The following is a 24553-nucleotide window of genomic DNA, read 5'->3' as shown; positions in this document are numbered from 1 at the left end:
TTCAGTTCTTCTCGAGCTTCGCGATGGCCCAGTAGGTCACCGCGCCGAGCAGGAGCATGACGAGCATGAAGAGCGTGTAGGAGACCCGCCAGTCCGTCTTCCCCGTCATCATCGTCCACTCGGACATCCCTCCCACCCCCGCGAAGAAGCTCGGCACCATGACCGCCACGACGATGGCGTTGAGCTTCTTCATGAGGATGTTCAGGTTGTTCCCCACGATGGACGCGCGCGCGTCCATGAGGCCGGCGAGGATGTTGGAGTGGATCTCGGCCTGCCGGTAGCACTGGGTGTTCTCGATGCCGATGTCGTCGAGGAGCTCCCGGCATTTCGGAGTGAAGGCCGTCTTGGCGAGGTGGTTGCGCAGCTTGTCGATGGCGTAGGTGTTCGAGTTGATGGCGTTGAGGTAGTAGACGAGCGACTTCTCGAGACTGAAGAGGTTGAGGAGGTACTTGTTCTCCATCGAGACGTTGATCTTCCCCTCGATCTCGTCGGAGATCATCACGATGACCTTCAGGTGCTCGAGGAAGTGGTGGATCGAGAGATAGAGGAGCCGCAGGGAGACCTCTTCGATGCTCTCGCAGCTCTGGAAGAGCTTGCCGCCGAAGAGCGGGAGGTCCTCGGAGATCACCACGATGAGGCGGTCCTTGAAGAGGAAGAGGCCCGTGGAGGCCACCTTGAACATGAAGTGGTCCTTGGCGGAGTAGTTCTTGGGCCGCTTGAAGATGAGGACGAGGTGGTCGGGTTCGAACTCCAGACGCGAGGGCTCGTCGGGGTCCAGGGCGGAGGCGAGCGTGTGCGCGTCGAGGTGGAACTCGGTCTCCAGGCGCCGGCGTTCGTCCTCCTCGGGAGCGAAGAAGACCCATATGGGGGCGTCGGCGGTGGGGGACTCCTCCGGCCGTCCGTTGACGATCGCGTAGCGCTTGAGCATGTCAGAGGATTATAGCACCCGTCAGGCACGGCCGGAGAGGCGCTCGACGAGGGGGGAGGCGAGGAGCATGGCCGTCAGGACGAGGAGGATCACCGTGGTGGCCCAGCCCACGAGGTTCTGGAAGCGGTTGTTGACGTGCTCGCCCATGATCTTCGGGTCGTTGACCATGAGGATCATCGAGACGAGCACGACGGGCAGGAGCATCGCGTTGAGGACCTGCGTCCCGATGGTGATGGAGATGAGCGGCGCGCCGGGGATGAGGATGATCGCGACCGAGGCCGCCATGATGAAGGCGAAGAGCGCGTAGAACTGCGGGGCCTCGTCGATGCGCTTGCTGACGCCCGCCTCGAAGCCGAAGGCCTCGCAGACGTAGAACGCCGTCGCCATCGGGAGGATGGTCGCCGAGAACACCGAGGCCACGAAGAGGCCGAAGGCGAAGAGCTCGGAGGCGAAGTGCCCGGCGAAGGGACGCAGCGACATCGCCGCGTCGCTGGCCTCCCGGATGACGACGCCGTTCTTGTGGAGCGTCGCGGCGCAGGCGACGACGATGAAGAAGGCCACGACCACCGTCGCGACGCAGCCGACGACGACGTCCCAGAAGGCGTAGCGGTACTCCTCGATCTTGATGCGCTTCTCGATGACCGCGGCCTGCATGTAGAACTGCATCCAGGGGGCGATCGTCGTCCCGACGAGCCCGAGGACCATGTAGATGTACTGCCCGTCGAGCTGGACCTGCGGGCGCAGCAGGGCCCTGCCGACCTCCCCCCAGTCGGGCTTCGCCAGGAAGGCCGAGACGATGTAGGAGAAGAGGCAGAGACTGAAGACGAGGAAGATGCGCTCCGTGGACTTGTAGTCGCCCTTGACCACGAGGAACCACACCCCGATCGCGGCCAGGGGCACCGAGAGGTACTTGCTGACCCCGAAGATCGCCAGGCTGCCGGCGACGCCCGCGAACTCGGTGGCGGTGTTGCCGATGTTCGCGGCGACGAGGCCCAGGGAGACGATGAAGGTGATCTTCACGCCGAAGTTCTCGCGGATGAGGTCGGCGAGGCCTTTCCCGGTGACGATGCCCATGCGGGCGTTCATCTCCTGGACGACGAGCAGGGCGACGAAGGAGGGGATGAGGGTCCAGAGCAGGTCGTAGCCGTAGAGGGCGCCGGCCACCGAGTAGGTGGTGATGCCGCCGGCGTCGTTGTCCACGCTCCCGGTGATGATCCCGGGTCCCAGCACGGCGAGGAAGACCGCCAGGTTGCGCAGCCAGGCGCTCTCGCGGAGCTTCTTCAGGGCCGCGTTCATTGCGAGGCCTCTTCCAGGGCGCGCAGGTCGGGGGAGACGGCGAGGAAGGCGTCCTTGATGGCGACGATGCCCTGCACGCGGTCCTTCGCGTCGACGACGGGGAGGACCGTGAAATCATACTTCACGAAGAGCTCCGCGACCTCCTGGATGCTCTCGTCGAGCCCGATGCTGACGGGGCGCTTGTACATGAACTTCGAGGCCGGGTGCGAGGGGTCGACGGTGAGGAGCTGGCGCAGGGTGACGACGCCGATGAGCCCGCGCGCGTCCTCGACGTAGGCGTGGTAGATGGACTCCTTGCGCGGGGCCGCGGCGCGCATGCGCTCGAGGATCTCGCGGGCGCTCGCGTCCGGCGCGACGGCGATGAACTCCGTGTTCATGATGCTCCCGGCCACCCGGTGCGAGAGCTCGAGGAGGCGGCCGATCTGACCGGCCTTCTCCGGGCTCAGACTCGGGAGGAGCGTGTCGCGCATGGCCCTGGGCGCCTGGGCCACGAAGTCCACGGCCTCGTCGGTCGCCATCGCCTCGACGATGTCCCTGAGCCCGTCGGGCTCGATGAGGTCCGCCGTCTGGACGCGGACCTTCATGGGGAGCTCCTGGAAGAGCTTGGCCCGGGTCGGGGTGTCGAGCGCGTGGAGGACCGCCTCGCGCTCGTCGTGCCCGAGGTCCGTGAAGATCTCCGCGAGGTCGGCGGGATGGAGCTCGGAGAGCTTCGAGTGGTGGACCTTGAGCGCGAGCGCGTCGCCGCCGACGCCCGCGGCCACGGGCTGGACGAACTTCCACGAGATGAGCCGGTCCTTCATGGAGACGCCGAAGAAGAGGCGGAACAGCGCCTGCGCCCAGCGCTGGCAGCCCAGGCGGCGGAAGAGACCGGTGATGCCGACGTCCATGTGCACGAGCCAGATGTTGGGCTCCTCGCGCAGGAGGTGGAGGTCGTTGACGCGGACGACCTTCGAGCCCGAGATGTCCACGATCTGCTTGTCCCAGAAGGCCTCCTTGAGCAGGATCTCGTTGGGGGCGAGCGCGGGGCGGGGGGAGAACTCCAAGGGGGGGGTCGCGACGAGCACGCGGTCGCCGTCGAGGATCTTCTGCACGTCCTTCCAGGGGACCGTGGCGCGGCCCTTGCGCCAGCCGGCGCTCACCACGAGCCCGCTGGCCTTCGGGTACATCTCGCGCAGCTCCGCGCTCAGGTCGTCGACGGTCCCGATGCGGCGGCCCGTGGCGGCGTCCACGACGGGAAGGCCGACGAGGGCGGAGAGGAAGGTGAAGGTGCTCGGCGTCACGCCCTCCTATGGAATGAAATACGGCCGGACCTGTCAAACACGCGCGCGCGCGCGTTCGGAGGAGGGGTCAGTCCCGAGGGGAGCGCGGCGCGTCCCAGCGGCCCTTCGCGGCGGCCAGCAGTCTCGGGCCGAAGGTCCGCCAGGAGGCCGCGACCCGCACGGACGCGTCGTCGAAGAGCGAGTAGGCGACGGGGGTCAGGAGCAGGGTGATGAGGAGGCAGAGCGACTGGCCTCCGACGATGACCACGGCCATCGTCGCGCGGTTCGCCGCTCCCGGTCCGCGGCCGAACGCCACGGGGAGCATGGCCGCCACGAGGACCACGGTGGTCATCAGGATGGGCCGCAGGCGGGTCTTGTTCGCCTCGAGGATGGCCTCGTCGCGCGGGAGCCCGCGCGCGCGCAGGGTGTTCGTGTAGTCCACCTGAAGGATGGCGTTCTTCTTCACGATGCCGAAGAGCATGAAGAGGCCCATGATGGAGAAGAGCGTCAGGTACTGCCCGAGCACGAGCAGCGAGATGATGGCGAAGGGGATGGCGAGCGGCAGCGAGAGCATGATGGTGACCGGGTGCAGGAAGTGCTCGAACTGCGAGGCGAGGATCATGTACATGAAGATGAAGGCCAGGCCGAACGCCATGAGGAAGTTCTTGAGCATGCGGCCGAACTCGCGGCTGCGGCCCTCCATCCCGGTGAAGTAGCCCGGAGGCATCTTCATGTCCCTGGCGGCCTTCTCCACGGTCGCGATGGCCAGGCCGAGCGGGGCGCCCTGCATGTTCGCGATGATGCCGACCTGGCGCTGGCGGTTGATGCGGTCGATCTGCGCGGGTCCCTTGTCCTCCACGAGGTCGGCGACGTTGTCGAGGCGCACGAGTCCCCCGCGCTGGGAGGGCAGGAGCAGGGCTCCGAGCGTCGAGGCCCGGTCGCGGAAAGTCTTGTCGACGCGGATGCGCACCTCGTAGAGCTCGTCGCCCTCCTTGTACTTCGTGATCTGGTCCTCGCCGCTCACCATGAGGCGCAGGCTCTTGGCGATGTCCTCGACCTTGACGCCGAGTTCCTGGGCGCGGTCGCGGTCGATGCGGACCTTGATCTCGGGCTTGGCGAAGACGAGGGTGGTGTCGACGTCCACGATGCCCGGCACGGCCTTCAGGGCCTCGACCATCCGGTTCGAGTAGTCCTTCAGGTTCTCGAGCTCCGGGCCGGCGATGTAGTACTGGAGGTCGCCTTCCTTGACGGCGCCGCCGAAGTGGGAGACCGGCTTCACGCTCAGTCGCAGCCCCTTGTACTTCGCGAGCGCGCGGCGGGCCAGCCCCATGATCTTGAACTGCGCGACGCGCTCGTGGTAGTCGACGAGGCGGACGTAGATCTTCGCGTCGCTGACGTAGGAGCCCTCGCCTTCGCCCAGCGAGCTGAGGAGGCTCTTCACTCCGGAGAGGCGGCGCAGCTCCGCCTCGACCTGGCGCAGGACGAGGTCGCTCTCCGCCAGCGAGGTCCCCTCGGGAGCGGAGAAGCGCACTTCGAACTCCCCGGAGTCGTCCGGGGGGATGAAGTCCTTGCCGACGAAGCGCAGCAGCGGCAAAGTCGAGAGCATGATGAAGACCGCCGCGGCGACCACCTTCCAGCGGTTCGCGAGGGACCAGGACACCATCCGGCCGTAGTGCTCGCGGAGGTAGGCGTTGAAATCGTCCACCCAGAGCCGGAAGCGGTTCTTCGGCCCCTTCGAGACGACGAGGAAGCGGGAGCAGAGCATCGGGGTCAGGGTGAAGGCGACGAAGAAGGAGACGGCGATGGCGAAGGCGATGGTGAGGCCGTAGCTCTTGAGGAAGCGGCCGATCATCCCGCCCATGTAGGCCAGCGGGAGGAAGATGATGAGCAGCGAGAGGGTCGTCGCCATGACGGCGAGGCCGATCTCCTGCGTCCCCGTGGAGGCGGCCTCCAGCGCCGGGGTCCCTTCCTCCTCCATGTGGCGGAAGATGTTCTCGAGCACGACGATGGCGTCGTCGATGACGACGCCGACGGCGAGCGCGAGGCCCAGCAGGGTCAGGATGTTGAGCGTGAACCCCGCGTAGTTCATCAGCGTGAAGGTCGAGACGATGGAGGTGGGGATGGCGAGGGAGGCGATGAGCGTGCTGCGCCAGCTGCCCATGAAGAGGAGGACCGCGAGGGAGGCGAGGACGGCGCCGAGCACGAGGTGCTCCTGGACCGTGGCCACCGAGGTGAGGATGAACTCCGACTGGTCGCGGACGACGGAGATCCGCACGCTCCGCGGGAGGGAGGCGCGCAGGTCCTCCAGGCGCTCCTTGACGCGGGTGATGACCTCGACGGTGTTCTCGCCGGACTGCTTCTGCACGACCAGAGAGACCGTGTCCTTGCCGTCGAGGCGGGCGACGGAGCGGGCCTCCTCGGAGGTGTCCTCGACCCTCCCGACGTCGCGGATGCGCACCGGCACGCCGCCGCGGTTGGCGACGATGATCTTCTCGAAGTCCTTCGGCGTCTCCACGCGGCCGAGGGTGCGCAGCACGAGCTCGCGGCGCTCCTGGGCGACGCGCCCGCCGGGGATCTCGACGTTCTGCTCCTTGAGCGCGTCCTGCACGGCCTTGGCCGTGACGCCGTAGGCCGACATCTTGGGCGGGTCGAGCACGACGTGGATCTCCCGCTCGCGGCCTCCGACGATGGTGATCTTCCCGACGCCTTTGACGGACTCCAGGCGCTCCTTGACCTTCTTCTTGGCGACCTCGGTGAGCTCGCGCAGGGGCATCTCGCCGCTGACGGCGACGGTCATGACCGGGGTGGCGCCGGGGTCGATCTTCTGCACGACCGGAGGGTCGGTGCCCTGCGGGAGGTCGCGCTGGACGCGCCCGACGGCGTCGCGCACCTCCTGGGCCGCGACGTTCCCGTCCTTCTCGAGGATGAAGGTGATCATCAGCTGGCTCAGGCCCTCGTAGCTCGTGGACTTGAGGGTCTCGATGCCGGAGATGGTGTTGACGGCCTCCTCGAGGGGCTTCGTGATGGAGGTCTCGACCTCCTCGGGCCCGGCGCCGGGGAGCGTCGTCGAGACCAGCACGAAGGGGAACTCGATGTTGGGGAAGAGGTCCACGCCCAGGCGCAGGTAGGAGAAGAGGCCGAGCACCATGAGCGCGGAGACCATCATCACGGTGAAGACCGGGCGCTTGATGCAGACGTCGGAGATCTTCACTTCCCGCTCTCCGCGCCTGCGGCGCCAGGGCCCGCCGCAGGGACCGGGCCGTCGAGCACTTCGACGGGGCTTCCGTCCTTGAGTCCGTAGAGGCCGAAGGTCACGACCTGCTCCCCGGGCTCCACGCCTTTGCGGATCTCCGTGAACTCGTCGTTGCGCAGGCCGAGCTCGACCTCGCGCTTCCGGACCTTCCCGTCCTTGCAGACGAAGACGGCCCAGCCGCTTTCCCGGGCGTCCACGGCGCCGCCGTCCGTCAGCGCCACCGTGGGGACCGCGACGGCCTTCCCCGAGCTGCCGAGCACCAGGGTGAGCTCCCCGAACATGCCCGAGCGGAGCCCGGAGCCCGCGTCGAGGCGCGTCTCGATGAGGGCGCTGCGGCTCACGGGGTCCACGACCGGGCTCACGCGGCTGACCGTCCCGCGGAAGACCCGGTCGGGCCAGGCGTCGGTCTTCAGGCGCACCGCCTGGCCGACGCGGACGCGGCCCGCATAGCGTTCGGGCACGTCGGCGCGGGCGTAGAGGGCGGAGGCGTCGACGACCAGCGCGACGGGCGTCCCCAGGGTCACGTTCTGGCCCTGGTCGAGATAGACGCGGGCGACGACCCCGTCGAGGGTCGAGGGCACCGGGGCGGGCTCGAAGCGGACGCCGACCTCGTCGCGCTCCACGAAGGAGACGGCCTCGCCTTTCTTCACGGAGGCGCCTTCCTGCAGCGCGTTGCGCAGGAGCTTGCCCGGCACGCGGGAGAAGAGGGTCGCCTCGTCCTTGGCCTTCACGGAGCCGACGAGGACGACCGTCTCCTCGACGTCGCGCTTCTCGACGGCGACGGTCTTCACCGGGAAGGTGTCGAGGCGCTCGACGGCCTTGTCCTTCTTCCCGCAGGCGGCGGACAGGGCCAGGAGGGAGAGCAGGACGGGGATGCGGGTCTTCATCGTGAGGCCTCCCTGTGCTCCGACCGAATAATTATGGACGCTTTGACCGGGCGATTTCGGCCGACCGGCAAGGCGCGAGGAGCGAGCATAGCTTGAGCTATGTGAGCGACGAGCAACGCGGCTGGCGGCCGAAAGCGCCCGGTCCCACTCCGGGAAGTTCCGCTGTTTTCGGCAGCGAAACTGTCGCGGAAGGGGAGGCCCGCCCCTGGGCGGCTTCTGCGTCGCTCCTCCCTCAGATAGCTCAAGCTATCTTCGGTCGTCGCTCCTTGAATCCGTCTCATGTGCGGGCCTCCAAAGCGTCCATAATTATTCGGTCGGAGCACCAACGGCGACGCCCGCGGCCCTTTCCAGGGACGCGAGTTCGGCGCGGTAATCGTGCAGGGCCTGCGCGTAGAGCAGGCGGGCGCGCTGGAGCGCGAGCGTGGCGTCGGTGAGCTCGAGCTGGCTGGACTGCCCGGCGCGGTAGCGGACTTCGGTGGCCTCGAGCGCGCGGCGGGCCTGGCCGACGGCCTCCTCGCCGCTGCGCGAGCGCTCGGAGGCCTCGGCGGCGGAGAGCCAGGCGCGCTTGACCGAGAGGCGCACGGCGCGCAGGACCTTCTCGGCGACGGTCTCGGAGGCGTCCTTGGTGATGCGGGCCTGACGGACCTGCTCGCGGATCTCTCCGCCCGTGAACAGGGGCCAGCGCAGGCGCAGGCCGGCCATCGAGCTCGTGTCCCTTTCCGTCGTGCCCGGGCCGAGGTCGCGGGACTCGGAGTACCACTGGTAGTCCGCGACCGCCGAGAGCCAGGGCAGGTTCTTGCCCTTCAGGGCTCCCAGCACCGCGTCGGCCTGCAGGGCGCGCGAGCGGGCCGCCTTGTAATCGGCGCTGTTCTCCAGCGCCGTGCGGACGAGCCCTTCATAGGAAGGGAGCCCTCCCTTCGGCGGCTCGAGAGCGCCGACGAACTCGACGGGCTCGTCGACGTCGAGCCGCAGGGTGTCCTTGAGCTGGAGCTGGGCGAGCTCATGGGCGTTGCGCGCCTGCAGGAGGGCGGGCTTCGCGTTGGCGGCCTCGACCTGCTGGCGCAGGAGCACGAGGTCGCTGTCGAGGCCCTGGCGATAGCGCTCGCGGATGGTGCGCAGGTGGTCCTCGGCGGAGGCGAGGTTGTCGGCCTGGATGCGGGCCGTGTCGCTCGCGAGGAGCACGCCGTAGAAGAGGGAGCGGACGGCGAGCACGACATCGGCGCGGGCGGCGGCGAGCTCCGCCTCCCCGACCTCCACGCCCGCGCGGGCCGCGCGCACGCCCGAGGCGACGGCCCCGCCGGCGTAGACGACCTGCTCGACCGTCGCGGCGTGGCGCATGCTCCAGGGCTGGCCCATGGCGATCGCTCCGCCGCCGAAGAAGGCCTTGGGCTGCTCCAGGTTCCGGGTCAGGCTCCCCGTCAGGGTGATGTCCGGGATGGCCGCCGCCCAGGCGCGGCGCAGGTCGCTGCGGGTCGTGTCCTTGCGCAGGCCCGCGAGGGCGACGTCGAGGTTGTTCCTGAGAGCGAGTTCCACGGCGCCCTCCAGCGTCAGGATCCGCGCCGGCGCCTCAGGAGCTTGCGCGGCGGACGTGCGGTGGAGGGCGGCTAGAAAGAGGAAAGCGGCGAGCGTGGTCCGCTTCATGCGTGCCTCCCGGTGCCGTTGAGGAAGAGGTCCAGCAGAGCGTCGGCCTGGGTGCGCAGGGGGCGGCGGTTCCCGAAGACCACCCGGCGGGTCAGGAAGAGGCGCAGCAGCTCCATGAAGAAGAGCGCGTCCATGCGGGGGTCGCCGGGGCGCATCAGACCCGCGGACTGCGCCTCGCGGATGAGCTTCGTCAGCATCGTCAGATGGGCGTTCATCCTCGTGCGGATGGGCGCGTAGGAAGGGTCTTCGCTGAGGAGAGGGTCCTGGCTGATGCAGCGCGTCATGAAGTCGTGGTGGACGTCCAGGAACGCAAGGTGTCCCTCGGCGATCGCCCGCAGCGTCGTGCGTGCGGCTTCGCGCGCGGAGGGGGCCGGGGTCTTCGGCGTGGCATCCCGGACCAGGTCCTCCATGCCGTGGAGCATATCATCGAGCACCGCACACATGAGATCGGTTTTGTCGCGAAAATAAAGGTAGAGGGTCCCTTTCGCGAGCCCGGCCTCGCGGGCGACGTCCTCCAGGCGCAGATCGCGGTAGTCTTGGCGCGCCATGACGACGCGGGCGGCATCGAGGATGCGGCGGCGGCGGAGTTCGGGGTGCTCGGCGTGTGGGCGGGCCATGGCTCTTCCTTGTTAATGACTGACCGGTCAGTCATTAATATACCACGCGCGCTCCCCGCTGTCAATGGGACCCGTGGACCCATGCGCTCTAGGGGCCTTGACAGGGCCTTGACAGCGCCTATTCGATCCTTTGTGGATAAGTCTGGAGGGGGGGTGACTTTCGTTCCATTTCGTCCAAAAGGGGCGGGGGATATCTTGATAAGCCTGTGAATATAACATAAAGGATATAAATAATGTTGAACGCGATAACATATACGATATATAATATGCGCAGGATTTGTTACGCGCATCGACGGAGCGGGAGGGGAAATGGCCAAACGAAGGACCCATGAGACCGAGATCTACGCGCTGAACCGGGCGGTGGCGGTCCTGTCCCGGGAGGGCGCCGCGTTGTCGGCCCTGCCCTGGTCGGCCGCGGTGCGGACCCTGCGCACGCGCCTGCGCATGACCCAGGCCCAACTGGCTCGCCGCGCGGGCGTTCCCCAGCCCCAGATCGCCCGCATCGAGAGCGGCCGGGGCGGGGTGCGCATGGACACCCTTCAGCGGGTCTTCTCCGCGATGTTCTGCGACGCCCTCGTCCTCCCGCTGCCCCGGCGCGACCTCGACGCGGTCGTGGACGAACGCCTGCGCGCGAGCGCACGGCGCCGCGCGGCCTCCGGCCTGCGCTCGCTGGCGCACGAGCGCCACGCGCCCGCGCAGGACATGGCCATGCACCTCGTGCGCTTCGAGGAACAGCGGCTCCGGCTCAAGGACTCCCCGCTGGACTGGGACGAACTGGCCTGATCCCGCCGTCCGTCCCGGACGCGCGTGCGCGCGGCGCGTTTGTGTATAATGGCGCTATAACGTTTACGGAGAATCCCTCAATGAAGAGAATCTGCACACCCGAAGAGGCCGTCCGCGAAGTGAAGGACGGCGCGTCCATCATGGTCAGCGGCTTCATGTGCTGCGGCCAGCCGCCGCAGCTCATGGAGGCCCTGCTCAAGAAGGGCGTCAAGGACCTCACGATCATCTGCAACGACGCCGGCTTCCCCGACCGCGGGGTCGGCAAGCTCATCGTCGCGGGCCAGGTGAAGCACCTCATCGCCTCCCACATCGGGCTCAACCCCGTCGCCGGGCAGAAGATGCACTCCGGCGAGATGGTCGTCGAGCTCGTGCCGCAGGGCACCCTCGCCGAGCGCATCCGCGCGTGCGGCGCGGGCCTGGGCGGCGTGCTCACCCCGACGGGCCTCGGCACCGAGGTCGAGAACGGCAAGCGCACGGTGGAGGTCTCCGGGAAGAAGTTCCTGCTCGAGCTTCCGCTGCACGCCGACTTCGCCTTCCTGCAGGCGCGCGAGGTCGACCGCTTCGGCAACGCCTTCGTGCCCAAGTCCATGAAGAACTTCAACGTCGTGATGGCGATGGCGGCCGAACGGGTCTTCGTCGAGACGGACAAGGTCGTCGAGCCCGGAGGGATCGACCCGGACAAGGCGACGATCCCCTGCGTCTTCGTCACCGACATCGTGAAAGGAGGCGGCAATGCCTGACGATAAGAGAGTCCGCATCGCCCAGAGGATCGCCCGGGAGCTCCCGGACAACTCCCTCGTGAACCTCGGCATCGGCATGCCCACGATGGTGGCCGACTACCTGCCCAAGGACCGGACCATCCTCCTCCACTCCGAGAACGGCTTCATCGGCCTCGGGCCCTCCCCGGAGAAGGGGAAAGAGGACCTCGATACCGTCAACGCCGGCGGCAAGCCGGTGACGATGATCCCCGGCGGCTGCTACTTCGACTCCGCGATGTCCTTCTCCATCATCCGCGGCGGGCACCTCGACGTCACCGTGCTCGGCGCGCTCGAGGTCGACGAAGAGGGGAACCTCGCCAACTACATGATCCCCGGCAAGATGGTGCCCGGGATGGGCGGGGCGATGGACCTCGTCGTCGGCGCGAAGAAGGTCATCATCTCGATGGAGCACGTCAGCAAGAACGGCGCCTCCAAGATCCTCCCCAAGTGCACGCTCCCGCTGACCGCCCGCAAGGAGGTGGACCTCATCGTCACCGACATGGCGGTCATCCGCGTGACCCCGCAGGGGCTGGTCCTCGAGGAGGTCGCCGAGGACACGACGGTCGAAGAGGTCGTCAAGAAGACGGCGGCGAGGCTGACCCTCGCGCCGAAGATCGGGAAGTTCTAGAGGATCCCATGGACAAGATGGTCATCACCTGCGCGGTGACGGGCGCCGAGACGACCCGTCAGCACAACCCGAACCTCCCGGTCACCCCGGAGCAGATCGCCGACTCGGCCTTCGAGGCGTACGAGGCGGGAGCCTCCGTCGTCCACCTCCACGTCCGCGACGAGCACGAGAAGCCGACGCAGGACGTGAAGGTCTTCAAGAAGACGATGGAGCTCATCCGCCGCAAGTGCGACGTCGTCATCGAGGTCACGACCGGGGGCGCCGTGGGGATGACCCCGCAGGAGCGCCTCCAGCCGGTCACCCTCGAGCCCGAGATGGCCTCCCTCGACTGCGGGACCGTCAACTTCGGAGACGAGTACATCGTCAACACGCTCCCCATCATGCGCGAGTTCGCCTCCGAGATGAAGAAGCGGAAGGTGCGGCCGACCCTCGAGTGCTTCGACCTCTCGCACGTCTACGCGAGCCACGTCCTGGTCAAGGAGAAGCTCATCGAGCCTCCCTTCCATTACGGCTTCGTCCTCAACGTCCCGGGCGGGGTGAAGTACGAGCCCGAGGTCCTGGACTTCTTCGTGCGCCGCGTCCCCGCCGGCAGCTTCTGGACGGTCATGGGCATCGGCGGCAAGGCGTCGCTCATGTCCATCTACGGCGCGGTGGCCCTGGGCGGCTTCATCCGCGTCGGGATGGAGGACAACGTCTACTTCTCCAAGGGCGTGCTCGCCAAGAGCAACGCCCAGCTCGTCGAGCGCGCGGTCCGCATCGCGAAGGAGTCCGGGCTCGAGATCGCGAAGCCGGGCGACGTGCGCAAGGCGCTGCAGCTGAGGGGCGCATGAAGACCTCCACCGCCTCCCGCAAGGGGAACCCGTTCGGCACGCACCGGGTGCTCAAGCCCGCGGGCGTCCTGCCCCAGCCGGCCGAGAAGCTCGACAACGCGATGGACGCGCCCTACGACGACGAGATCCTCGTGGACGTGGACACGCTGAACGTCGACTCGGCGAGCTTCACGCAGATCAAGGCCGCCGCGGGCGGCGACGAGGGGAAGATCCGCGCGGCCATCCTCGGCATCGTCGCCGAGCGCGGCAAGATGCAGAACCCCGTCACCGGCTCGGGCGGGATGTTCATCGGCACGGTCGCGAAGGTCGGCCCGGCGCTGGCGGGGAAGTGCCCGCTCAAGCCCGGCGACCGCATCGCGAGCCTCGTCTCCCTCTCGCTGACCCCGCTGCGCATCGACGAGATCCTCGAGGTCAAGAAGGACGTGGACCAGGTCCGCGTCCGCGGCCAGGCGGTGCTCTTCGAGAGCGGCCTCTACGCGAAGCTCCCCTCCGACATCCCGGCGCCCCTCGCGCTCGCGGTGCTCGACGTCTGCGGGGCTCCGGCCCAGACCGCCCGCTTCGTGAAGCCCGGCGACACCGTCGTGATCATCGGCGCCGGCGGGAAGTCGGGCCTGCTCTGCGCCTACGAGGCGCGCCGGCGCGCCGGCGTCACCGGGCGCGTGCTCGGCATCGAGTTCTCCGACAAAGGACTCGAACGGCTCAAGAAGCTCGGCTTCTGCGACGAGCTCTTCAAGCTCGACGCCTCCGACGCGGTCGCCTGCTACGAGAAGATCCATGCCGCGACGCTCGGGCGGCTCGCCGACCTCGTCATCAACTGCGTCAACATCCAGAACACCGAGATGGCTTCCATCCTCATGTGCCGCGACCGGGGGCTCGTCTATTTCTTCAGCATGGCCACCTCCTTCACGAAGGCGGCGCTCGGCGCCGAAGGCGTCGGCAAGGACGTGGACATGATCGTCGGCAACGGCTACACGAAGGGGCACGCGGAGATCACGCTCAACATCCTGCGCGAGTCCCCCGAGATCCGCGCGCTCTATGAGAAGCTCTACACTTGAATCCGCCGGCCCCGCGGCGCGGAGGGGGTCGTCTCGGTCCCGGGTCACCGGGAGCAACGCTTACGGCCGGTGCCAGGCACCCTTCGGGAGCCAGGCACCGAGAGGAGCCACGCATGACCTATAAGCAGGTGGACTATAAGCGCGTCCCGGCGTTCAAGGACGTCCCCGAGAAGGACTGGAACGACTGGCGCTGGCAGCTGCGCAACGGCATCAAGACCGTCGAGGCGCTCCAGAAGGTCGCCGACCTCGACGCCGGGGAGGTCGCCGACCTGCGCAAGTGCCTCGAGAAGTTCCGCATGGCGATCACCCCCTACTACGCGGCGCTCATGGACCCGAAGGACCGCCGCTGCCCCGTGCGCCAGCTCGCCATCCCGACCGCCACGGAGCTCAAGGACGACCTCTCCGACCTCGACGACCCGCTCCATGAGGACGTGGACTCTCCGGTCCCGGGCCTGACCCACCGCTACCCCGACCGCGTGCTGCTGCTCGTCACCAACATCTGCTCGATGAACTGCCGTCACTGCACCCGGCGCCGGCTCGTCGGCCTCGAGGACGCGCATCTCGCGAAGAAGAACGTCGAGGCGGCCCTCGCCTACATCCGCAAGACCCCGCAGGTCCGCGACGTGCTCATCTCGGGCGGAGACCCTCTCGTGCTGGGAGAGGACGTGCTGGAGGGGATCCTCAGGGGACTGCGCGAGATCCCCCACGTCGAGATCATCCGCATCGGCACCCGGACGCCCGTGGTCATGCCCATGCGGATCACCGACGAGCTCACGGCGATGCTCCGCAAGTACCATCCCATCTACGTGAACACGCACTTCAACCACCCCAAGGAGGTCACCGCCGAGGCCGCCGCCGCCTGCGCGAAGCTCGCCGACGCGGGGATCCCGCTGGGGAACCAGACGGTCCTGCTCAAGGGCGTCAACGACTGCCCCGCGAAGATGCGCCGGCTCGTCCAGGACCTCCTGCGCATCCGGGTGAAGCCCTACTACATCTACCAGTGCGACCTCTCCAAGGGCATCAGCCACTTCCGGACCTCGATCGCCAAGGGCATCGAGATCATGGAGAACCTGCGCGGCCACACGACCGGCATGGCCGTCCCGACCTTCGTCGTGGACGCGCCGGGCGGGGGCGGGAAGATCCCGCTCATGCCCAACTACCTCATCTCGCAGTCCGACCGGCGCCTGGTGCTGCGCAACTACGAGGGCGTCCTGACGACCTACACCCAGCCCGAGCACGCCTACTCGGAGCCCTGCGCCTGCGAGTACTGCAAGGACGAGCGCTACCGCCCCTCCGACGGGGTCGGACAGCTCCTGGCCGGCGAGAAGCTCTCGCTCGAGCCGCAGGGGCTCAAGCGCCGGGAACGGCATGCGTAGATGGGTGGGCGGGTGTCCCGGGGGCTTCCTCATTGCTCCCTCCCCTCGGGGGGAGGGCTAGGGTGGGGGGGAATCCGACTCACGCCGGGCGGGAGATCGACGTGGAGAGCCTCCTCGAGGGCCGCACCGCCTTCATCGTCGGCTCCGCCAAGAACGCGGGCAAGACCACCTTCCTCAACTTCGCGCTCGGCCGCCTTCGTCATCGCGGCGGGCCCGAGCGCCGCGACGACGGTGCGAGAGGAGAAGGGCCTGCGCACCGTCACCGCGGTACCGGCGTGGGCTTCCTGAGCATCGGCGTGGACGGCGAAGCCAGGGACCTCGTGTTCGGGAACCCCAAGCCGCGGGTGCGCGCGGAAGAGGGCGACCTCCTCGTGACGACCGACCGCATGCTCTCCGCCTCCGAGCTCTCCTGCGAGCTTCTCGAGGTCTTCCCCGGCACGACCGTGCTCGGCCGGCTCGCGCTCGTGCGGGTGCTGCGCGGCGGCTTCGTCGAGCTCGCCGGGCCCGAGCACAACGAGGCGCTCTCCTGCGCGCTCGACGCCCTGCACGCGCGCGGCGCCCGCACCGTCCTCGTCGACGGGGCCGTCGACCGGCTCACCCAGGCCGCCTCCCGCGAGGGGGCGGGCATCGTCTTCGTCGTTCGGGCCGAGCGCTCGCGCCTGGCGTCCGTACAGGACTCCATGCGCCTGCTCGAGGCCCTCGCGCGCGTCGAGACGGCCGGCGAGGGCGCCTCCGACGCGCAGGAGCTCCCCGGCGCGCTCACCCGCGACAAGCTCGCCGCGGTCCCGGAAGACGTCCGGACGCTCGTGCTCGGCGACCTCACGAAGGTCTTCCTGTCCTGGCGGGAATGGAAGGCCGCGTCGGCGCGCCGCGAGTTCCGCTTCCGCCGCCGCCTGGAGCTCCTCTGCTTCTGCGTCGTGCTCAAGGACCTCTCCCGCGCCGAGTTCGAGCGGGGGCTCGAGCCCGCGGTCCTCGCGAAGATCCTCTACAACCCTTACGAGGCTTCCGCGTGAAAGAAGCCCGCCTCTTCTCCGAGATCGACGCCTTCCTCGCCGACGGCCCGCCGCTGAGCCCCTTCGGCCGCGCGGCGCGGGAGAAGGAGGAGTTCCTCTCCGAGCGCGCGCCGCTGGAGCGGGAGTACGACCTCGTCGAACGCCTCCTCTCCTTCCTGCGCGCCGACGGGGCGGCGGCCGAGCGCGTCGAGGGGCGCCTCCGGCGCATGCCTCCGCTCGACTTCGACCTGGACGCCCCGCTGGGGTTAGGAGAGCTCTTCCTCCTCAAGAAGTTCCTCCTCAACGTCCGCGCCGCCTTCGCCGAACTTCCCGAGGCCCTGCGCGCCGAACTCGGCGCCGCCTGGGAGTCCGAGGAGCTCTACCGTGCGCTCTGCCGCGGGGGCGGGGAGGAGGAGGTCTTCCGGATCTCCGAAGAGGGGCTGCCCGCGCTCAAGGACGTGCGCGCGCGCATCCGGACCCTCGAGGCCGAGCTCCGGCATCTCCAGGACCGCAAGCTTTCGGAGATCCGCGAGCGCTGCGGCCTCGAGTTCTCCGGCCGGGAGTTCCTGGTCCTGCCCGAAGCGGAGGCGCGCCGGCATTTCGGGGACGCCGACCTCTTCATCGAGCCGCACGACGCCTCCCGCGTCGTGGTCAAGCCGGTCTTCGGCCCGAGGCCTCTCGAGCTCTCCGCCGCGCGCGAGAGACTCCTCGAGGAGGAGCGTGCGCGCGAGGCGGAGGTCCTGTCCTCGCTCTCGGCGGCGGCGGCGCGCGAGGGGGCCTGCGTGCGCGGCTACGGCGACGCGGTCGGGCACCTCGACGCGCTGCTCGCCAAGGCGCGCCTGGCGCAGCGCCATCGCCTCGTCCGTCCCCGCCTGCTCGACTTCGGCGCGGCGGTCACGGTGCGCGGCGGACGCCACGTCCCGCTCGAGGAGCGCAACCGCGCGCTCGGGCTCGACTACACCCCGCTCGAGTGCGCGCTCGAGGCCCGCGTGGGGATCCTGCGCGGTTCCAACATGGGCGGCAAGACCGCGGCGCTCAAGACCCTCGCCCTCCTCCAGCTCCTCGCCCAGACGGGGCACTTCGTGCCCGCGGAGGCCTTCGAGACCCCGCTCTTCGAGCGCCTCGATTACGTCGGGGAGGGGCCGCGCGAGGAGCCGGCGGGCCTGAGCTCCTTCGGCCTCGAGCTGCACGCGCTTCTCGCGGTCCTGCGCGGGCGTTCCGCGCGCCGGCTCGTGCTCATGGACGAGTTCGCGAAGACGACGAACTCCGCCGAGGGCGCCGCGCTGCTCTCCGCGGTCCTCCATGTGTTCGCCCGGACGCCGTCCTACTACGCGCTGGTCTCGACGCACCTCTCCGGGCTCGCGCTCCCCGAGGGCGTCGCGGCCTGGCGCATGCGGGGCTTCGACGAGAAGGCCTTCAAGGATTTCCTGGGCGCCGAGACCGGGGGGACGCTCACCGAGCGCCTCGCCCGCATCCACCGCTACATGCGCTACGAGCTGGTCGCCGACGACGCGTCGCCGCGCGCCGGCGACGCGCTCAAGGTCGCGCGCGTGCTGGGGCTCGACGCCGACGTGGTGGATTCCGCGGAGCGTCTGCTCGCGCTGCAGGCTGACGCAGGGAAGGGATGATGAAAGCGAAACTCGGCCTGTCGAAGACGAAGATCGCGGAGGCCCGGCGCCGCGCGGCGGCGATCGCCGCGCCCGTGCGGGAGCACATCCGGCGGCACACGACCGTCACCGTCGAGCGCGCGACGCTGCGCCTGCTCGGCGCCGACGGGGCGAACGCGGACGGCGTCCCCGTCCCCAACCTCGTCGTCGAAGCCCTGCGCGAGCGCCTCGGCGGCGGCCTGGCCCGCCATTACGTGAGCGCGCTGCTCCATGAGGGCAAGAGCCCGGCGGAGCTCAACGACGCCCTCGCCCGCGGCTTCGACCTCTCGAAAGTGCCGCTCCTCGAACAGGACCGCGTCGAGGCCAAGGCCCGGGAGCTCGTCGCCGGCCTCGACGCCCGCGTGAAGGCCAACGTCGCCCACCGCAGCGCCAAGCTCAAGGCCTTCCGCCGCGCGGCCAAGGACCCGCTCCTCTACGTCATCGTCGCCACCGGCAACATCTACGAGGACGTCAAGCAGGCGCAGGCCGCCGCCCTCCAGGGCGCCGACATCGTGGCGGTCATCCGCACCACCGCGCAGAGCCTGCTCGACTACGTCCCCTACGGCGCGACGACCGAGGGCTTCGGCGGCACCTACGCGACGCAGGAGAACTTCCGCATCATGCGGGCGGCTCTCGACGAGGTCGGCGAGAAGGAGCGCCGCTACATCCGCCTCGTCAACTACTGCTCGGGACTCTGCATGCCCGAGATCGCGGCGATGGGGGCGCTCGAGCGCCTCGACATGATGCTCAACGACTCCATGTACGGCATCCTCTTCCGCGACATCAACATGCTCCGCACCTTCGTCGACCAGAACTTCTCGCGGATGATCAACGCCGCCGCCGACATCGTCATCAACACCGGCGAGGACAACTACCTGACGACCTCCGACGCGGTGGAGAAGGCGAACACCGTCCTCGCCTCGCAGTTCATCAACGAGCGCTTCGCCCTCGACGCGGGCATGCCGACGCGGCTCATGGGCCTGGGCCACGCCTTCGAGATGGACCCGTCCATCAAGAACGGCTTCCTCCTCGAGCTCGCGCAGGCGCGCATGGCGCGCGAGATCTTCCCGCAGCATCCGCTCAAGTACATGCCGCCCACGAAGTTCATGACGGGCGACGTGTTCAAGGGCCTGACGATGAACGCGATGTTCAACTTCGCGTCGAAGGCGACCGGGCAGAGCATCCACCTGCTCGGGATGCTCACCGAGGCCATCCATACGCCCTTCCTGCAGGACCGCTACCTCGCCATCCAGAACGCGCTCTACGTCATGAACAGCATGGCGGACTTCTCGGAAGAGATCGAGTTCCGCAAGGGCGGCATCGTGATGCGGCGCGCGAAGAAGGTGCTCGACGAAGCGGTGGAGCTCCTCGCGGAGGTCGAGGGCCTCGGCCTCTTCGACGCCATCTCGAAAGGGGTCTTCGCGGAAGTGAAGCGGCCCAGGGACGGCGGCAAGGGCCTCGACGGGGTCGCGGAGAAGGGCCCGGAGTACTGGAACCCGGTCGAGGACTGGCTCAAGCGGCGCCTGCGGCTCGGGCGCCCCTCACCCCGGCCCTCTCCCGCCGGCGGGAGAGGGGGACGGCGAGAGGCATCATGCTGATCAAGCCCTACGGAGACACCCTCGACGACGGCGCGACGCAGCTCTCCTTCTCCCTGCCGGTCCGATGCGGGGGGAAGGCCAAGGAGGCGGCGCGCCAGCTCGTGCTCAAGATGGGCTTCGCGCACTGCGACATCGTCCACGCCCATCCGCTCTCGGAGGAGTTCACCTTCTTCGTCGCCTACGCGAAGACCGACGCCTCCGTCGACTTCGACCGCGTCGAGTACGTCGAGGCGCTCGAAGAGAAGAGCATGAGCATGGACCAGGTCAACGCCTTCATCAAGACCGAGTTCAAGCGCAAGCTCACGGTCGTCGGCGCCTGCACGGGCTTCGACGCCCATACCGTGGGCATCGACGCCATCATGAACATGAAGGGCTACAACCATCACTACGGCCTCGAGCGCTATCCGATGATCGAGGCCTTCAACCTCGGCGCGCAGGTGCCCAACGAGAAGCTCCTCGAGAAGGCGCGCGAGCTCGAGGCGGACGCCGTGCTCGTCTCGCAGGTCGTGACCCAGAAGGACACGCACGTCGAGAACCTGACGCGCCTCATCGAACTCGCCGAGGCCGAGGGGCTGCGCAAGAAGCTCCTCATGATCGTCGGCGGGCCCCGCATCGGCAACAAGCTCGCCCGCGAGCTCGGCTTCGACGCGGGCTTCGGGCCCGGCACCTACGCCGACGACGTGGCGACCTTCATCGTCAAGAAGCTCGCGGAGAGGGGGCGCCTGTAGGCGCCCCTCACCCCCCAAGCCCCCTCTCCCGTGTGACGGGAGAGGGGGAGGAGATTTGAGAAATGTCGATGACAGAGGAGACGAAGATGACCAAGAAACTCAAGCTGACTCGCTCGGAGGCGCTCTACAAGGAGGCGCAGGAGCTCATCCCCGGCGGCATGATGGGCATCCGCCGCCCCTACAACTTCGTCCCCGGCGAGTACCCCATCTTCTTCGAGAGCGCCCAGGGCGGCAGGGTCGTCGACGCCGACGGCAACGAGTATCTGGACATGCTCTGCGCCTACGGCCCGATCATCGTCGGGCACCGCGAGAAGGCGATCGACGACGCCGTCATCGCCCAGATCCGGGAGAAGGGCTTCTGCATGTCGCTGGTGCAGGAGTCCCAGAACACCCTCGCGAAGACGCTGCGCGAGCTCATCCCCTCCTGCGAGAAGGTCGTCCTCGTGAAGACCGGCTCCGACGCCACGACGACCGCGATCCGCGTCGCGCGCGCCTTCACCGACCGCGTGAAGGTCCTGCGCTGCGGCTACCACGGCTGGCACGACTGGTGCGTCGAGGTGAAGGGCGGCATCCCGGCGAAGTTCTACGAGGACGTCACGGAGTTCCACTACAACGACCTCCCTCAGGTCGAGGACCTGATGAAGAAGCACGGCTCCGAGGTCGCCGCCATCATCGTGACCCCCGTCGGCCACCCCCTCGCCCACGAGGTCGAGCTCCCGAAGCCCGGCTACCTCGAGGGCCTCAAAGCGCTCGCCGAGAAGCACGGAGCGGTCCTCATCTTCGACGAGATCCGCAGCGGCTTCCGCGTGGACCTGGGCGGCGCCCAGAAGGCGTTCGGCGTCACGCCGCACATGTCGGTGTTCGGCAAGGCCATGGCCAACGGCTACGAGATCAGCGCCGTGGTCGGGCGCGCCGACATCCTCGACGTGCTCCAGCAGAAGGCCTTCCTGAGCTCGACCTTCTTCCCCAACAGCCTGGCCCAGGTCGCCGCGCTGGCCACCATCGACTTCCTCAAGAAGGAGAAGGTCCTCGACGCCATCGCCCAGCGGGGCCACGCCTTCGCGAAGAAGGTCTCGAAGGTCTGCGCGGACAGCGGCGTCGCCTGCACCTTCAGCGGCGCGCCCTGGATGCCCTTCATCACCTTCGACCGCGACGAGAAGGGGCTCTACAAGAAGCTGCGCCCGGAGTTCTACACCCAGCTCATCCGGCGCGGCGTCTTCCTCCAGCCCTTCCACCACGGCTACATCGCCTATCGCCACACGGAGAAGGACCTCGACTTCGCGGCCGACATGATCGCCGAGGCGTTCGAGGAGACGAAGCGGAACATCCTGAAGTAGACGCCGACGCGCGCGAAGAGCCGCCCGGCGGGGAGACCCGCCGGGCGGCTCGTTTGCGAAAGGGGGGAGCGAGGGGGAGGGCCGCGCTCAGAGCGCGACGAGCCGTTCGGGGTGGGCCTTGAGCCAGGAGGCGTCCGGGGGACCCTTCAGGCGGAGGAACTCGCGGCTGCGCACGTCGTAGAGATACATGCGCGCATAGGCGTATTCCTTGTCCGCGGTCCCGGCGGGCGCCTCCTCGGCGCGCTCCGGCAGGAACCTCAGGCGCCACGAATAGACGGCGCCCCGGAGGTCGGGCCTTCCCAGGGCCAGGTGCAGGGCGGAGTCGAAGTCGTAGGGGGCGTCGAAGGCCACGACCCGTCCCGCGTAGAGCGACGCGGAGAGCACGATCGTGGCCGGACCCGGGACGGACGACGACCAGGAGCGGACGTCCTCGAGCACGCGCTCCTGGAGCTTCCAGGAACGGACCCAGTCCAGCCGCTCCGTCCATTGCGCGCACAGCAGAAGGGCCGCGGCCGCGCCCACGGCCCAGACCCTTCCCTTCGACCGCGACGGCGGCCAGGCGCAGAGCGCTCCGGCGGCGGCCATGCCGAACACCCACGCTCCCGCGGCGTTGGTCCGGCTCATGATGCCGTGCATGACCGGCTCGTAGCCCCCGGAGAAGGCGTAGGGCAGGTAGCCGCCCAGGAACACCGCTCCGACCCCGAACCACCAGCCCCGGGGCAGAGGCGCTTCCTGCTCTTCGAGGCCGGAGCCGACGAGGCGTGCCGTGAGCAGCGCGCAGAGCGCCGCGAGCGGCCAGTGCCACGCGGAAAAGCCGCGCGCGGCGGGGCCGAGCGCCCGCGCGCAGTCGTGCAGGACGCGGAGGCTGACGCATTCCAGGGCGATGCGGAGGCTTTTGAGCGCCGGGAGAAGGGCCAGACTCGCCGGCCGGGCCGCGGCGGGAAAGACGCGCGCCACCAGGAACTGGTTCCAGACCAGCAGGGCGAGGGCGCACGGCAGCAGAGGTCCGAGCGCCGCCGCCGCGCGCCGCAGGCGGGCCTTCGGGTCTCCGGACCACGGCAGCACCGCCGGGTCGGCGAGGAGGAGCGCCGGCAGGAAGAAGGCCGCCTCGTAGCAGAGTCCCGCGGCCAGGAAGAGGAGCAGGCCGAGGAGCAGGCGCGCGGTCCGGCGCGAGTCGAGCCAGTCCCGGTAGAGCCAGAGTCCGCCGAGGACCATCGGATGGGCGGCCGTCTGGAGGATGTCGGCGAACCATATGTTGAACGAAGGGCGTCCGGGATAGAGGAGGAGGAACGCCGTCGCGGCCAGGGCGGCTCCGGGGCGGCCCGTCATGCGGCGCAGCAGACCGAAGAACATGAGCGCTTCCAGCGCCGAGAGGCCCGCCAGGATGCCGGCGGCCAGGCGCGGTCTCCCCAGGACGAGGCGATGGCTCAGCGGAAGGACCAGGATCTGCCCCGGCCGGCGCCAGTGCCAGCCGCGCTCGGCGTACCAACCGACGGCCTCGCGGGCGGTGGCCGGACGGGTGGAGACCTCCAGCGTGTACCAGTCGTCCTGGTAGAAGCCGGTGCCCGGGAAGGCCGCCCAGGCCCCGAGGAGGGCCGCGACGAGGAGTCCTGCCGAGAGCCAGGCGCGCGGACGCGTCACGACGGGTTCGCGGCGCTCTCTTCGGCCAGTTCGTCGGTCGAGCCGGGGACGGTGAGGGTGGAGGGGAGGGTGAAGCAGAAGCGCGCGCCCTTGCCGGGAGCGCTCTCGGCCCAGATGCGGCCGCCGTGCAGGTCCACGAGGCCGCGCACGATGCTCAGACCGAGGCCGAGCCCCTTGTGGGTGGCCCGCGTCTCCTGGACCTGGTAGAAGCGCTCGAAGATGCGCTCGAGGTCCTTCTTCGCGATGCCCTTGCCGGTGTCGGCGACGGAGAAGCAGACCTCTCCTTCCTCGGGCTTCGCCGAGACCGTGACCCGCCCGCCCTTGGGGGTGAACTTGAGGGCGTTGCCGATGAGGTTGATGAGGATCTGGCGCAGGCGGTTGCGGTCGGCGTAGACGGCCGCGAGCGTGTCGGGGACGTCCATCTCGAGCCCGAGGCCCTTCTCGGCGGCCTGGACCTTGAGCCCCTCGACGGTCTCGCGCACGGCCTCGGAGGCGGGGAATGTCTCGGGGTGCAGCTGGATCTTGCGTCCGGCGAGCCGGGTCGAGTCGAGGAGCTCCTCGATGAGGTCGCGCAGGTGGTCGGCGTTGCGGTGGATGCTCTCCAGCGCGCGCGTGAGGTCCTGCGAGGTCCACTCCTCCATGGGGCGGCGCAGGAGGAAGCTCGAGTAGCCCGAGACGACGGAGAGCGGGTTCTTGAGCTCGTGGACCATGTCCTCCATGAAGCGGGTCTGCTGGGCGAGCTCCTCGTTCTGCCGCGTCAGTCGGCGGTTGAGCCGCTCGTTGACGCGCTGGATCTCGTGGGTGGCTTCCACGACGCGCAGGTCGAGGTCGCGGCGCAGGGCGTCGACCTCGTGGCCGCTCTCGAGGGTGCGGCGGTTGAGCTCCCAGCGCTCGACGGCCCGCTCGACGCAGGCGGCGAGCATCTCGGGCGGGCAGGGGATGACGAGCGCGTCGTAGAAGCCCTGGCGCAGCGCCGCCACGGAGCCTTCGAGGGTGGAGAGGGGGACCAGGGCGACCGCGACCGAGTGGGGGTCCTTGAGCTGGGACTCGCGGAAGACCTGCAGGGCCTCGGAACCGGGCAGCTGGGTGTCGATGAGGACCACGGCGTAGGCGCCCTTGGCGAGCAGGCGCTTGGCCGCGGCGAGGCCCTGGGCGGTGTCGGCGGGGTAGCCCTCTTTCTCGAGGATCTGCGCGATGAAGGGGAGGTCGGGGGCCTGGGAATAGACCACCAGGACGAGCGGCCGCGACGGTGCGTCGTTGTCCCGAGCCATCGCCTCATTATAAGAAAAACGGACTTCCC

Annotated in this window: 20 protein-coding genes; 11 read left to right on the top strand and 9 right to left on the bottom strand. The window is 68.8% G+C overall.

The window, feature by feature from the left end; genetic code table 11:
• Nucleotide 1 precedes the first annotated feature (1 nt).
• The 7 genes from WC969_07320 to WC969_07290 all read right to left on the bottom strand — a co-directional run bounded on the left by WC969_07320 (nucleotide 2) and on the right by WC969_07290 (nucleotide 9881).
• Nucleotides 2-928, bottom strand: coding sequence for a magnesium transporter CorA family protein (locus tag WC969_07320; protein ID MFA6029646.1), 927 nt, complete (start codon nucleotides 926-928; stop codon nucleotides 2-4).
• Between the two features lie 21 nt (nucleotides 929-949).
• On the bottom strand, nucleotides 950-2224 hold the full coding sequence (locus WC969_07315; GenBank protein ID MFA6029645.1) for an Nramp family divalent metal transporter: 1275 nt from the start codon (nucleotides 2222-2224) through the stop codon (nucleotides 950-952).
• Nucleotides 2221-3504: a CBS domain-containing protein gene (locus tag WC969_07310; GenBank protein MFA6029644.1), complete on the bottom strand. Its 1284-nt coding sequence runs from the start codon at nucleotides 3502-3504 to the stop codon at nucleotides 2221-2223. Before WC969_07310 ends, WC969_07315 begins: the two co-directional genes overlap by 4 nt.
• A 67-nt stretch (nucleotides 3505-3571) precedes the next feature.
• Entirely contained in the window at nucleotides 3572-6694 is a 3123-nt protein-coding gene (locus tag WC969_07305) for an efflux RND transporter permease subunit (GenBank protein MFA6029643.1), read from the bottom strand.
• Entirely contained in the window at nucleotides 6691-7623 is a 933-nt protein-coding gene (locus tag WC969_07300) for an efflux RND transporter periplasmic adaptor subunit (protein ID MFA6029642.1), read from the bottom strand. Before WC969_07300 ends, WC969_07305 begins: the two co-directional genes overlap by 4 nt.
• A 306-nt stretch (nucleotides 7624-7929) precedes the next feature.
• Complete coding sequence (locus tag WC969_07295; protein MFA6029641.1) at nucleotides 7930-9264, bottom strand: TolC family protein; 1335 nt, start codon at nucleotides 9262-9264, stop codon at nucleotides 7930-7932.
• Nucleotides 9261-9881, bottom strand: coding sequence for a TetR/AcrR family transcriptional regulator (locus WC969_07290; protein MFA6029640.1), 621 nt, complete (start codon nucleotides 9879-9881; stop codon nucleotides 9261-9263). The genes WC969_07295 and WC969_07290 overlap by 4 nt, the downstream gene beginning before the upstream one ends.
• Nucleotides 9882-10190: 309 nt before the next feature.
• Here WC969_07290 and WC969_07285 point away from each other — a divergent pair, with 309 nt between their 5' ends.
• The 11 genes from WC969_07285 to WC969_07235 all read left to right on the top strand — a co-directional run bounded on the left by WC969_07285 (nucleotide 10191) and on the right by WC969_07235 (nucleotide 21612).
• The gene (locus tag WC969_07285; protein MFA6029639.1) at nucleotides 10191-10664 is read left to right on the top strand and encodes a helix-turn-helix transcriptional regulator; all 474 of its coding nucleotides are present in this window, start codon (nucleotides 10191-10193) and stop codon (nucleotides 10662-10664) included.
• Nucleotides 10665-10744: 80 nt separating this feature from the next.
• Entirely contained in the window at nucleotides 10745-11404 is a 660-nt protein-coding gene (locus WC969_07280) for a CoA transferase subunit A (protein ID MFA6029638.1), read from the top strand.
• Nucleotides 11397-12050 carry a 3-oxoacid CoA-transferase subunit B gene (locus WC969_07275; GenBank protein ID MFA6029637.1) on the top strand — a complete coding sequence of 218 codons (654 nt, stop codon included), beginning with the start codon at nucleotides 11397-11399 and terminating at the stop codon, nucleotides 12048-12050. Before WC969_07280 ends, WC969_07275 begins: the two co-directional genes overlap by 8 nt.
• An 8-nt stretch (nucleotides 12051-12058) precedes the next feature.
• Complete coding sequence (locus tag WC969_07270) at nucleotides 12059-12880, top strand: 3-keto-5-aminohexanoate cleavage protein (GenBank protein MFA6029636.1); 822 nt, start codon at nucleotides 12059-12061, stop codon at nucleotides 12878-12880.
• Nucleotides 12877-13935: an L-erythro-3,5-diaminohexanoate dehydrogenase gene (locus WC969_07265; GenBank protein ID MFA6029635.1), complete on the top strand. Its 1059-nt coding sequence runs from the start codon at nucleotides 12877-12879 to the stop codon at nucleotides 13933-13935. The genes WC969_07270 and WC969_07265 overlap by 4 nt, the downstream gene beginning before the upstream one ends.
• 113 nt (nucleotides 13936-14048) lie before the next feature.
• A complete protein-coding gene (ablA, locus tag WC969_07260; protein ID MFA6029634.1) occupies nucleotides 14049-15311 on the top strand; it encodes a lysine 2,3-aminomutase in 1263 nt (420 codons plus the stop codon).
• 101 nt (nucleotides 15312-15412) lie between these two features.
• Nucleotides 15413-16324, top strand: a complete 912-nt coding sequence (locus WC969_07255; GenBank protein ID MFA6029633.1) for a hypothetical protein — start codon at nucleotides 15413-15415, stop codon at nucleotides 16322-16324.
• The gene (locus WC969_07250) at nucleotides 16321-17931 is read left to right on the top strand and encodes a hypothetical protein (protein MFA6029632.1); all 1611 of its coding nucleotides are present in this window, start codon (nucleotides 16321-16323) and stop codon (nucleotides 17929-17931) included. Before WC969_07255 ends, WC969_07250 begins: the two co-directional genes overlap by 4 nt.
• Nucleotides 17931-19547, top strand: coding sequence for a lysine 5,6-aminomutase subunit alpha (locus WC969_07245; protein ID MFA6029631.1), 1617 nt, complete (start codon nucleotides 17931-17933; stop codon nucleotides 19545-19547). Before WC969_07250 ends, WC969_07245 begins: the two co-directional genes overlap by 1 nt.
• The gene (locus WC969_07240) at nucleotides 19541-20275 is read left to right on the top strand and encodes an OAM dimerization domain-containing protein (GenBank protein MFA6029630.1); all 735 of its coding nucleotides are present in this window, start codon (nucleotides 19541-19543) and stop codon (nucleotides 20273-20275) included. The genes WC969_07245 and WC969_07240 overlap by 7 nt, the downstream gene beginning before the upstream one ends.
• A gap of 86 nt (nucleotides 20276-20361) precedes the next feature.
• Nucleotides 20362-21612, top strand: coding sequence for an aminotransferase class III-fold pyridoxal phosphate-dependent enzyme (locus tag WC969_07235; protein MFA6029629.1), 1251 nt, complete (start codon nucleotides 20362-20364; stop codon nucleotides 21610-21612).
• An 87-nt stretch (nucleotides 21613-21699) separates the two neighbouring features.
• Here the strand turns inward: WC969_07235 and WC969_07230 are convergent, their stop codons facing one another.
• Both WC969_07230 and WC969_07225 read right to left on the bottom strand, forming a co-directional pair.
• On the bottom strand, nucleotides 21700-23253 hold the full coding sequence (locus WC969_07230) for a hypothetical protein (protein ID MFA6029628.1): 1554 nt from the start codon (nucleotides 23251-23253) through the stop codon (nucleotides 21700-21702).
• Complete coding sequence (locus WC969_07225; GenBank protein MFA6029627.1) at nucleotides 23250-24524, bottom strand: ATP-binding protein; 1275 nt, start codon at nucleotides 24522-24524, stop codon at nucleotides 23250-23252. The genes WC969_07230 and WC969_07225 overlap by 4 nt, the downstream gene beginning before the upstream one ends.
• Nucleotides 24525-24553: the final 29 nt, after the last annotated feature.

Source organism: Elusimicrobiota bacterium, from assembly GCA_041660925.1.
Taxonomy (GTDB): Bacteria; Elusimicrobiota; Elusimicrobia; order UBA1565; family UBA1565; genus JBAZUV01.
Note: the sequence above shows the minus strand (reverse complement) of the source record. Positions and strands in the feature narration are given on the sequence as shown.